Source organism: Streptomyces sp. NPDC037401 (assembly GCF_055602345.1).
Genome location: NZ_JBVJWO010000070.1, coordinates 1 through 10523, shown reverse-complemented (window position 1 = coordinate 10523; position 10523 = coordinate 1). Strand labels below are relative to the sequence as shown.

Below are 10523 nucleotides of genomic sequence, written 5' to 3'. Positions count from 1 at the left end.
ACGGCCGGGGGCTGACGCGAACCCGCCGGCCGCGGACGACGAACAACCCCCCCCTCTTCGTTGTGGGGGAGGGCGGCGGACACACCCTCCCCCCCCCCCCCCCCGGCGGGCCCGCCCCCCCCCCCGGTCCCTCTCAGGCCGCGGTCCGGTGGACCACCTCGCCCGCCACCACCACCGTCTCGGCGACCGTGCCCAAAATCTCCTCGGGGGCGATGGCGAGGATGTCCCGCGACAGGACCACGAAGTCGGCGGCCTTGCCCACGGTCAGCGAACCACGGTCGTCCTCAAGGAAGTTGGCGTAGGCCGAGCCCATCGTGTAGCCGTACACCGCCGTCCTCACGTCGACCGTCTCGCCCGGCTGCCACGGGTCTCCGCCGTCCAGCGGGCGGCGGGTGACCGCCGTGTAGATGCCGACCATCGGGTCCATCTCGGCCACGTTCCAGTCGCTGGAGAACGCCAGCACCGCGCCCGCCTCGTGCAGGCTCCGCATCGGCCAGGCCTTGTGCCAGCGGTCCTCGCCGACGTTCTCCGCCCAGTCCTGGCCGGGGCCCGCGATCTCCGGGGCGCAGTGCCTCGGCTGCATGCAGGCGACGACGCCCAGCTCCGCGAAGCGCGGCACGTCCTGGGGGTCCAGGCACTCCACGTGGACGACCTGGTGGCGGGCGTCGCGCGGGCCGTTGACCGTACGGGCGTGCTCCACCGCGTCCAGGACGGTGCGGATACCGCGGTCGCCGGTGGCGTGGACGAAGCACTGGAAGCCCCGCGCGTCCAGCCCGGCCAGCAGCTCCGCGAACTCCTCGGCCGGGTAGAAGGTCTCGCCGCGGTGCGTGCCGCAGCCGGTGTACGGCTCCAGCAGGGCGGCGGTGCGCGGCTCGACCACGTCGTCGATGTACAGCTTGAGCGGCCCCACCCGCAGCCGGTCCCCCGCATGCCTGCGGGCGGCCGCCGCGAAGGCGTCGAGCTCCTCGCCCGTCGTGCCCCGCGGGTGGAACAGCGCGGCGACGATGCGCGAGCGCAGCCGGCCTTCGGCCCGGGCCCGTTCGTACAGCTCCAGGTCGTCGAGGGAGTTCTGCGGCTCCACGACGGTGGTGATGCCGAAGCCGATGGCGTCGTCGAGGCTCTTGGCGAGCCGGCCGTACTGGCGGTCGGGCGAGGCCCACGGAACGCCCAGGTCGCGCAGGGCGCGGTGTCCGTCGCGGGAGAGTCCCTTGATCGCGAAGTCCTTGACGAATCCTGTGGGTTCGCCGGTCTCCGGGTCGGTGGCGGCGGTACCGAAGGGGAGGTCGGTGCGGTCCCGGGTGACGCCGAGGCGGCGCATGGCCGCGGTGTTCAGCCAGGCCGTGTGCACGTCGTACGAGAGCACGATCGCGGGGGTGTCGCCGGTGACCGGGTCCAGGTCGGCGGCCCGGGGCATCCGGCCGCCCGGGATGGCGGAGTAGTCGAAGGCCTCGGCCTCGATCCATCCGGCGTCCGGGTGGGCCTCCCGCCAGGCGCCGATGCGGTCGAGGACGGCGTCCAGGGTGCGTACGCCGGCCAGTTGGACGCAGTCGTCGTCGGAACCGAGCCGGACGTGGTTGTGGGCGTCGATGAAGCCGGGGAGCACCAGCTTGCCGCCCGCGTCGATCCGCTCGGTGCCGGCTCCGGCCCAGGCCTCGGCGTCGGCGTCGGCGCCGACCCAGACGATCCGCCCGTCGTGCACGGCGAGGGCTTCGGCCTCGGGCAGGCCGGGGTCCACGGTGTGGATGCGGGCCCCGGTGAGCAGCAGGTCGGCGGGGTGGTTCATGGGTGGTGCTCCTGTGGTGGTGGAGAGCGGTTCGGGGCGAGGGTGCCGGTGAGGGGTACGGCCGGTCGGCGGGCGGCCGGTCAGGGCGCGGCCGTCAGCGGGCGACCGGCACCCGCACCGGGGTCCGGCGGTGCAGCGCCCAGTAGGCGAGTCCGGAGACGACGGCGCCCAGCAGGGTGAGGTCGGCGCCGCCGAGCGGGGCGACGAGCGGTCCGGTCCACAGGGCGGAGTCGCAGGTCAGGGCGGAGAAGGTGACGCCGGCGAGGAGGGCCGCGAGGCCGGCCGGGTGGTAGCCGGAGCGGTACCAGTAGCCGCCCTCGGGACCGGCGGCGTGCAGGGCGTGTTCGTCGTAGCGGCAGCGTCGCAGCAGCATGTCGGACAGGAAGACCCCTCCCCAGGGGGCGAACACGATGATCAGGAGGGAGAGGAAGGAGGTCAGGGCGCTGGTGAAGTCCGTGAGGAACAGCGCACCGAGCGAGCCGAGGCCGGTGATGCCGGCGCTGACGACGATGGCCTGGGCCCGGCTCCAGGGGATGCCGAGGACCTGGAGGTTGAGGCTGGACGAGTAGAGCGTGATGATCGAGTTGGTGACGGAGCCGCCGAGCACGAGGGCGAGGAACACGGGCTGGAACCAGCCGGGCAGCAAGCTCTCGGCGCCGGCGACGGCGTCGGTCATGTCGGTCTGGGTGGCGGCGGCCACACCTCCGACGCCGAGGGCCACCGAGGAGAGGAACCCGCCCAGCGCCCCCGACCAGGTGATCGACTTCAGTGAGGTGGTGCGGGGCAGGTAGCGGGTGTAGTCGGCGGGCATCGGCAGGTACGAGAACGGCCCGGCGAGCATGATCACGAAGGCGAGGCTCCAGCCGGACAGGCCGGGTGCCGCGGTCGCGGGGGCGGAGGTGTCGGCGCCGGGCAGCAGGAAGGCGAGCAGGGCGGCGAACCCGGCGGCGAGCACGTATGCCATCCAGCGCTCGGCGAACTGGACGGTGGCGTGGCCCCACATGGCGATCACGAAGGTCAGCGTGAGGGTGACGAAGAGGGCGGTCGCCCGGCCGGCCGTGCCGTGCAGCAGCCCCAGTTCGTCGAGGAAGACCTCCAGGGCGAGAGTGCCGACGACTGTGTTGAGGATGGTGTAGCCGATGCCCACCAGCCAGTTCAGGAACCCGGCGGGGAGGTTGCCGCGGACGCCGAACACGGCGCGGGAGATCACCAGGGTGGCGGTGCCCGTGCGGATACCGCTGAGCCCGGCGGCGCTCACCGCGAAGAAGGAGAGCCCGCTGAGCACGACCACGGCGGTGGCCTGCCAGAAGGAGAGGCCGAAGGCCACGGCGAGGGCGCCGTTGATCACGTAGGTGAAGGTGAGGTTGGAGCCGAACCAGAGCCAGAAGAGGTCCTTGGCGCTGCCGTGGCGCTCACTGTCCGGAATCGGGTCGATGCCGCGCGTCTCGACTCTGAATATCTCGTCACTCATCGCTCACGCACCTTGATCTTGAATGCCATTCAAACTTCTTGAATGGCATTCAAGATGCGGGGTGGAAGAGGGCCCCGTCAAGACCCTGCCCGGGATAAAGTTCGACCGGGAAGACCGGGAAGACCGGGAAAGACAGACCGGGAAGACCGGGAAGGCGGAACGGGTGGCGGGAGCGGCACGGCGGCGCGACGGGCAGATCGCCCAGGAGCGGATGCTGGAAGAGGCCATGGCGGCGATCGCCGAGGACGGACTGGCGTCCCTCACCATGTCCGCGCTGGCCACACGGCTCGGCACCAGCGGCGGCCACATCCTGTATTACTTCGGCAGCAAGGACCAGCTCTTGCAGGCGGCCCTGCGCTGGAGCGAGGACCGGCTCGCCGTGGAGCGCCGGCAGCTGCTCGCCCGAAGGGTCGCCGCCCCCCGCAAGCTCGACATGTTCCTGGAGCTGTACCTGCCCCTGGGTCCGCGCGACCCGCGCTGGACACTGTGGATCGAGCTGTGGGCCCGTACCCCCTCGAACGACCAGCTGCGGGCCGCCCAGGAGGAGATCGACGAGGGCTGGCAGGCGGATCTGGAGTCGCTGCTGGCCAAGGGTGTCGAGCAGGGCCGGTTCGCGGCCGGCCTGGACGTCCCCGCGCGAGCCTCCGAGTTGCTCGCCCTCCTGGACGGGCTGAGCACCCGCGTGGTGCTCGCCCAGCACGGAACGGCCCGCTCGTCGGCCCTGGAGCGGGCCCGTTCGGCCACGGCCCTGCTGGTTCCGCCGGCCTGACACCGCGGCGGCGCCCCGTTCCGGGCCTGGTGAGAGCCCGCCATCAACTCAGGCCGGAGGGAACCGGATTCCCGACGCCTCCCCGCCGACTGCCCCCCGTGCAGTGGCCGGGGGCAGGGACGGGGCCGGCGGGCGGGGTGCCTACGATGCGGCAGGAGCGACGGGCTGCCGTTCGTCGGCGTCCGGCTCGTGCGGTGGTTCGCTGAGCTGGTCGCGCAGGTAGTTCCAGGCGACGGCGACGAGTGCGGCGGCCGGTACGGCCAACAGGCTGCCCACGACGCCGGCCAGGCTGCCGCCCAGCGTGACTGCCAGCAGGATCACCGCAGCGTGGAGACCGAGACCGCGGCTCTGGATCATGGGCTGGAACACGTTGCCTTCGAGCTGCTGCACCGCGACGATGATCGCCAGCACGATCAGCGCGTCCGTCAGGCCGTTCGAGACCAGCCCGATGAGCACAGCCACCAGACCGGCGAACAGGGCTCCCACGATCGGCACGAACGCCGAGACGAAGGTCAGAACTGCCAGCGGCAGCACCAGCGGTACGCCCACGATCCACAGGCCCAGGCCGATGAACACGGCGTCGAGGAGGCCGACGAAGGCCTGCGACCGGACGAACGAGCCCAGGGTCTGCCAGCCGCGCGCGGCGACGACGGGGATGTGTGTGGCGAGGCGGCCGGGGAGCTGGCGGGTGAGCCACGGCAGGAAGCGGGGGCCGTCCTTGAGGAAGAAGAACATCAGGAAGAGCGCCAGGACGGCGGTCAGCAGGCCGTTGAAGACGGTGCTCACCCCCGTGACGACGGTGGAGACCGCACTGCCGACGCTGTTCTGGAGGCGGTCCATCGCCGTGTCGAAGGCACCGGTGATCTGGTCGTCGCCGATGTTCAGCGGCGGCCCGGCCGCCCACTCGCGCAGCCGTTGGATGCCCTCGGACACGCCCTCGACCAGTTCACCCGACTGGGAGGCCACGGGCACGGCGATCAGCGCCGCGATGCCCGCGGCCACCAGGAGGAACAGCACCATCACCACGGAGGCCGCCAGAGCGGGCCGCCACCCCCGCCGGCGCAGGAATGCGGCCAGGGGCCAGGTCAGGGTGGTGAGGAGGAGGGCGACAATGAGCGGCCAGACGACCGACCACATCCGGCCCAGGATCCACAGCGCCGCCGCCGCCATGACGACAACCACCAGCAACTCGGCGGAGATACGTGCCGACGTACGGAGTGCGGCAGCGGCTCTTGCGGAGCTCAATGTGTCAGACATGGGGTCACCCTATTCACACGCCTTTCGCACCTGGACACCGCCGTTGACGCCCGGCGGCACACGGGCCTGCGGCGGTGTCTCCGCCCGGGTCGAGGACGGCGCCCGGCCTCGTGTCCGGCCATACTCCGGACGCCTCCTCCGGCCTACGGAAGAGTCGACTTGACCGAGAGGACCGGAGCACGGCAGCGGCCGGCTGCGCCGGTGCCTGCGGATCGGCGCCCTCGCCGGCCCCGCGCCGTATCGCTACTGCCGGACCACGGCCGAATCAGAGACGCCTGCCGGTGCCAGGCGGCCGGCCGGCCCGTGCGGGCAGGTGAGGAGGGTCACCGGCAGGCGCGGTCCGGCCGGCCGGCGCTCGTTGCTAGATTGGTCCCCGGCCCGACCCCGAGGCCCCGGACGAGATGCGCCGTACCCGGTTACGCACGACGACGCGCCAGGCGCCCCCTGTTCACCGGCAGGCGCCACAGCGCTGTCCGGACCCGGGCAGCGTTCCCTCGTCGGACAAAGGGGCCGAACACCATGACCGTGCCACTCACCCACACCCTCTACCGGACGACCGCACACGCCAGCGGGGGCCGTACCGGATCGGTCCTCACCGACGACGGGCGGCTGGACGTCCGCCTGGCTCCGCCGCGCAAGAAGGTGCCGGGAACCACCAACCCCGAGCAGCTGTTCGCGGCCGGGTTCGCCGCCTGCTTCACCTCCGCGCTCGCCGAGGTCGCCGACGAGTTCGGAGCGGACGCCTCGGCGGCGCGCGTCGCCTGCGACGTGCAGCTGGGCACCACGGACACGCCCGCGGGCTACGGTCTCGCGGTGACCCTCACCGTCTCCCTGCCGGGATGGAAGACAGCGGACCTGCTGCCCCTGCTGCACCGGGCGGACGCGGTCTGCCCCTACTCGCAGGCCGTACGCGGGAACATCCCGCTCTCGCTGGTGGCCGTGGACGACGCCACCGATGAGTGAGCCGGCGGATGCCCCCGGGGGTGCTCCGGCACCGGGCGGGCCGGGTGTCCCGGTGCCCGGGCGGGGTGCTTGGCTGAGGCGCGGGATCAGCCGGAACGGCGGACCCCTGGTGGAAGACCGCGAAGTGGTGTGGCTGCAGACCGGACCGTACTTCGCCGACAGCCGGGGATTCGCCGGACGCACGTCCTTCGACGGCTCCCGCGTGCACTTCCACCACCTCACGGGAGAGCCCGGCGAGGACACGGGCACCTTCCGGCAGGAAGGCGCGGACCTCGTCGAACGGGGCACCAATCCGGACGGGAGCACCTTCCTGGAGATCTGGACCCCGCTACCGAGCGGTGACGGAGAGAGCGGCTCCTGGTGCGGTGCGGACCACCACGTGGTGCGGGTCGGCCGCCACCTGGTGCACGTCGATTCCCGTGGGGGGACGTACTGGCGGCTGTGAACCTCCGCCACGCGGCCGGTACCGGCCGGAGCCTCAGGGCCGCCCTGGGTCACCTGAAGAGGTCGCGGGTGTCGGACACTTGGAGGAGCCGCTCGACGGGGCGGCCGGCGGCGGTGACGCGAAGGCGGCGGCCGGCCCGCAGCGCGGCGAGACGGGCGGCCAGGAGCGCGTTGAGGCCGGCGCAGTCGCAGAAGGTGACCCGTTCCAGGTCGAGGAGGAGGGTGCCGCGGTGGGAGACGAGGGCGGCCAGGAGGTCTTCGCGCAGGGCCGCGGCGTTGTCGAGGTCGATCTCGCCGCTCACGCAGACGTGAACGGTCCCGGAGGGCCCTGGGGTCACCCCGACCTCGAGGGCGTCTGTTTCCTGGGTGCCGGGGCGGTCGTCGTACACGATCGCTGTCATGGCTGCCTCCCCGCTCGTTCTGGGGCTGCTTCTCCTTCCACCAGCATCGTCGACACCTGGCCGACCTACGTCAAGAATTACGCGAAAGACAGGACGTATATACAAAATCGGGGCATTCTGGAGTCATGGGCGATGCAGCAGCTCCCAAAGCACCGTGGACGTTCCTGACCAGCCATGCCCGCGTTCTCCTCGTCCTCGCCCGAGACCCCGGGGCACGCCTGCGGGAGGTCGCCGAGACGTGTGTGCTGACCGAGCGGACGGTCCAGTCGATCGTCGCGGACCTGGAACAGGGGGGATACCTCACCCGGGTACGCCGAGGACGCCGCAACCACTACCGGATCACCCCCGGGGCGAAGTTCCGCCACCCCGCCGAAGCAGGCCGCGACATCGCCGGCCTGCTCGCCCTCTTCGCCGAGGACCCGCCGACGGCACACACGGCCCGCCACGAGTCTCAGCGGGCCTGACCGCCGCCGAGCTCCCAGGGCCACCCGGGCGCCCGTGCCCGACTCCCCTCGGTGTCGATCTGCGTCCGCTACGACTGAGTGGTCCGATCGCAGGTCGCCGGCGGGCGCTACACCGCCGTCATCAGACGCCGCCTCGCCAGATGTTGTCGAAGGCCGCGCCCTCGATGGACCGGCGTTGCCGTACGGCCGCAAGTTCCACCAGCGCGTCCCTGAGGGCGACGAGCACTTCCGCAACGTCGTCGTCGGTGACGTCGGTGGCATCGGTGGCGTCCGCGGAGTCTCCGGTCCGCGCCGTGCGGGCGCCCACGGCCTCCGCGAGAGTGGCGAGGACGGGCTCATCCGATGTCGAGCGGTCCACGGCCTGGCTGCGCGCGGGCGAATCGGCCGGCACCAGCCGACCGGCCCGGAAGGAGATCCCGCGCCGGCGCTGCCGGACGAGCTGCCCCTCGGCCTCAAGAGCGGCCTGGTACGCGGCAGACAGCCCGCTGCCCCTGCGCCACAGCCAGTCGACGACCGACTCGTACGGCGCCTCCCGGACGAACGACGCGGCTGCCTCGGCCAGCAGGTGATCAGCCGGTGCCGGCTGATCACCTGGCACGATGTGATCCCCGTCCAGCCTGACGGCCCCGGCGGCAAGGAAGTCGATCACCTCCGCCGCGGCGAGCGCGAGCGACAGGTCGCCCTGTTCGACGGGGTGGCCGGACCCCGTGTCCATGGCAACGATCAACAAGTCCCGCGGCGTGGTCATCAAGGGTTCCTCTCACCGTGCAGGGAGGTCGTCGGCCATTATCGATCAGAGTGGCCACCTACTGGTAGCCACCGAACCGACGACCGTCAGTCCGTCACGTAACCTTCGGTCCATTCGTCCTGGTCCACGGTCGATCCCTCGACGTAGAACCGCGGATCGTCATGCCTGTCGCGAAGCGGCTCGGTCCGGCACCGGCACGCGACGTGCGACACGCCCGGCGCGGGGGGACCTTCGTGTCGGCCGACCGGCCCCCGCCACGCGCGCCGCGGGCCCGGAACACCCGCCCGGCTGCTAGGCAGGCAGTACCGGCGGTCCTCATCGGCCGTCAGCCGCCCCGTCGCACACCGGGAGACACCCGTGCCCACCCGCGCCTCCGTACGCCGCTTCCGCGCCGGACTGTCCGTCGCCGCCCTCTCCGCCGCCGCGCTCGGCGCGCTCCTCCCGCCCGCGCAGGCGGCCGGATCGGACCCCGGCCCAGCAGGCGAACGCCCGTACCACGACCAGCGCCTTCAGCGGCAGATCGAACGGCTCGTCGCCCAGGACGACGGCCCGCCCGGGGTGATCGCCGTGCTCACCCGGGGCGACCGGACGCAGGTGTACACCGCCGGTGTCGGCGACATCGCCACCGGGCGCCGACCGCACCTCGACGACCACATGCGCATCGCCAGCATCGCGAAGGCGTTCAGCGGGGCCGTGGCACTCCGGCTCGTCGACCAGGGGCACCTCTCCCTCGACGACACCATCGGCGACCTGCTGCCCGCACAACCCGCCGCCTGGCATGCAGTGACCCTGCGTCAGCTCCTCCAGCACACCAGCGGCCTGCCCGATTTCTCGGCCGACCCGGAGTTCCTGAGCATTCTCCAGGCCGACCCCCGCCACGTCTTCGACCCGCGCACGCTCCTCGACTTCGTCGCGGACGAGCCGCTGCTCTTCAGCCCGGGGACCCTGTACGAGTACTCCAACTCCGACAACATCGCCGTCGCCCTCATGGCCGAAGCCGCCACCGGCCGCCGTTACGAAGACCTCCTCAAGGACCTCGTGTACCGCCCCCTCCGGCTGCGCCAGACCAGTCTGCCCCTGGACTACCGCCTCCCGCGCCCGTTCCTCCACGGCTACGACGTCACCCCGCCCGCCGAGCCCGAGGACATCAGCGAGGCCATCGGCGCCTCAGGAGTCTGGGCCTCCGGCGGCATCGTCTCCACCCCCAGGGAACTGGGCGCCTTCATCCGCGCGTACGGCGGTCCCACGCTGCTCTCGGCGAAGACCCGCAAGGAGCAGCTCACCTTCCGCCCCGGCGACTCCTCCGAGCCGGCCGGCCCCGGCACCAATGCCGCCGGGCTCGCGATCTTCCAGTACACCACCCGCTGCGGCGTGCTCCACGGCCACACCGGAAACTTCCCCGGCTACACCCAGCTCGCCGCCACCACCCCCGACGGCACCCGTTCCCTCACGTTCTCCATCAACACCCAGACCAGCAAGAGCAACAAACCCGCTCTGCTCGCGCGGCTCCGTACGGTCCAGGAGGACTTCGCCTGCGCACTCCTCGACGACCACTAGAACGGAAGCGGCGGAGGGGCGGGGCCGTCCGCTCACGACGGCAGCGACGGCGTGGCCGTGTTCGCCCCCGACGGAACGCTGGAGCGGACGGTGACCGGCGGCGGGCTGCGGCGCCCGCTCGGGATCGCCGCCGACAGCGCCGGCAACCAGTGGGTGTCCAACAGCGGCGTGGTCCCCTGCCCTGCGAGGACGGCACCGCCGGGGAACTGGCCGATGCGGTCGGCCCGGCCTGCCGGCCTCCGACGGCCGGTGCCCCGGTGACCCCGATCCCTCCGGACGGCGCCACCGCGGCACAACCATTCATCACGGGCAGCCTGACCCTGCCCTGGGGGATCGCCGTGGACGGCTCCGACGCGGTGCGGGTGGCCGACTTCTCCGGGCAGCGGTGACCCGGCTGTGCGGCGCACGGACGGCGGCCTGTCCGCCCGGTCACCGCACGGGCCGGCCGATCTCGCCCGCGACCGCCGGCCACGGCAGCGACGGACTGGTCCGCACCCCTCTGATCGGCCTGCCCCGGGCACTGTGACGCGCCGTCGCCGCCGGTCCGCCTCGGCCGGGGAGGACTTCCGGTGAGCGAGGCGGCCGTATACGCACGATCGCCCGGCCGGTAGGTCCCGGCCGGGCGATTTCGTGCGTCTGCTGTCCGCTGGTGGCTTAGTACCAGTG

11 protein-coding genes and 1 riboswitch are annotated in these 10523 nt (G+C 72.2%); of the genes, 6 read left to right on the top strand and 5 right to left on the bottom strand.

The features are described from left to right. Positions 1-133 precede the first annotated feature (133 nt). The gene (locus ACZ7H1_RS37050) at positions 134-1783 is read right to left on the bottom strand and encodes an amidohydrolase (protein WP_470792861.1); all 1650 of its coding nucleotides are present in this window, start codon (positions 1781-1783) and stop codon (positions 134-136) included. A gap of 94 nt (positions 1784-1877) precedes the next feature. Beyond that, positions 1878-3254: a purine-cytosine permease family protein gene (locus ACZ7H1_RS37045; RefSeq protein WP_470792860.1), complete on the bottom strand. Its 1377-nt coding sequence runs from the start codon at positions 3252-3254 to the stop codon at positions 1878-1880. Between the two features lie 163 nt (positions 3255-3417). Between ACZ7H1_RS37045 and ACZ7H1_RS37040 the strand changes: the two genes are divergently transcribed. Next, positions 3418-4023, top strand: a complete 606-nt coding sequence (locus ACZ7H1_RS37040; protein WP_470792859.1) for a TetR/AcrR family transcriptional regulator — start codon at positions 3418-3420, stop codon at positions 4021-4023. A gap of 141 nt (positions 4024-4164) precedes the next feature. On the opposite strand, the gene ACZ7H1_RS37035 is transcribed toward ACZ7H1_RS37040, so the two are convergent. Further along, a complete protein-coding gene (locus ACZ7H1_RS37035) occupies positions 4165-5280 on the bottom strand; it encodes an AI-2E family transporter (RefSeq protein ID WP_470792857.1) in 1116 nt (371 codons plus the stop codon). Positions 5281-5646: 366 nt separating this feature from the next. Then, positions 5647-5715: riboswitch (guanidine-III (ykkC-III) riboswitch) on the top strand. Between the two features lie 84 nt (positions 5716-5799). Here ACZ7H1_RS37035 and ACZ7H1_RS37030 point away from each other — a divergent pair. Further along, positions 5800-6243, top strand: coding sequence for an Ohr family peroxiredoxin (locus ACZ7H1_RS37030; protein WP_470792855.1), 444 nt, complete (start codon positions 5800-5802; stop codon positions 6241-6243). Positions 6244-6352: 109 nt separating this feature from the next. Then, a complete protein-coding gene (locus ACZ7H1_RS37025) occupies positions 6353-6688 on the top strand; it encodes a hypothetical protein (protein ID WP_470792853.1) in 336 nt (111 codons plus the stop codon). 49 nt (positions 6689-6737) lie between these two features. Here ACZ7H1_RS37025 and ACZ7H1_RS37020 read toward each other — a convergent pair whose 3' ends face one another. Further along, positions 6738-7088 (bottom strand): STAS domain-containing protein, encoded by a 351-nt coding sequence (locus tag ACZ7H1_RS37020; RefSeq protein WP_470792851.1) that lies wholly within the window; start codon positions 7086-7088, stop codon positions 6738-6740. Between the two features lie 125 nt (positions 7089-7213). On the opposite strand from ACZ7H1_RS37020, the gene ACZ7H1_RS37015 reads away from it, so the two are divergent. After that, positions 7214-7552 (top strand): helix-turn-helix transcriptional regulator, encoded by a 339-nt coding sequence (locus tag ACZ7H1_RS37015; RefSeq protein WP_470792849.1) that lies wholly within the window; start codon positions 7214-7216, stop codon positions 7550-7552. A gap of 121 nt (positions 7553-7673) precedes the next feature. On the opposite strand, the gene ACZ7H1_RS37010 is transcribed toward ACZ7H1_RS37015, so the two are convergent. Continuing rightward, positions 7674-8300, bottom strand: coding sequence for a GOLPH3/VPS74 family protein (locus ACZ7H1_RS37010; protein WP_470792847.1), 627 nt, complete (start codon positions 8298-8300; stop codon positions 7674-7676). Positions 8301-8657: 357 nt separating this feature from the next. Here ACZ7H1_RS37010 and ACZ7H1_RS37005 point away from each other — a divergent pair, with 357 nt between their 5' ends. After that, a complete protein-coding gene (locus ACZ7H1_RS37005) occupies positions 8658-9857 on the top strand; it encodes a serine hydrolase domain-containing protein (protein WP_470792846.1) in 1200 nt (399 codons plus the stop codon). Positions 9858-10114: 257 nt separating this feature from the next. After that, entirely contained in the window at positions 10115-10246 is a 132-nt protein-coding gene (locus tag ACZ7H1_RS37000) for a hypothetical protein (RefSeq protein ID WP_470792844.1), read from the top strand. Positions 10247-10523: the final 277 nt, after the last annotated feature.

Coding starts and splice junctions, on each gene's coding strand:
- ACZ7H1_RS37030 (WP_470792855.1), top strand. CDS start 5,800: ATGACCGTGCCACTCACCCACACCCTCTACCGGACGACCGCACACGCC.
- ACZ7H1_RS37050 (WP_470792861.1), bottom strand. CDS start 1,783: ATGAACCACCCCGCCGACCTGCTGCTCACCGGGGCCCGCATCCACACC.
- ACZ7H1_RS37035 (WP_470792857.1), bottom strand. CDS start 5,280: ATGTCTGACACATTGAGCTCCGCAAGAGCCGCTGCCGCACTCCGTACG.
- ACZ7H1_RS37020 (WP_470792851.1), bottom strand. CDS start 7,088: ATGACAGCGATCGTGTACGACGACCGCCCCGGCACCCAGGAAACAGAC.
- ACZ7H1_RS37015 (WP_470792849.1), top strand. CDS start 7,214: ATGGGCGATGCAGCAGCTCCCAAAGCACCGTGGACGTTCCTGACCAGC.
- ACZ7H1_RS37010 (WP_470792847.1), bottom strand. CDS start 8,300: ATGACCACGCCGCGGGACTTGTTGATCGTTGCCATGGACACGGGGTCC.
- ACZ7H1_RS37045 (WP_470792860.1), bottom strand. CDS start 3,254: ATGAGTGACGAGATATTCAGAGTCGAGACGCGCGGCATCGACCCGATT.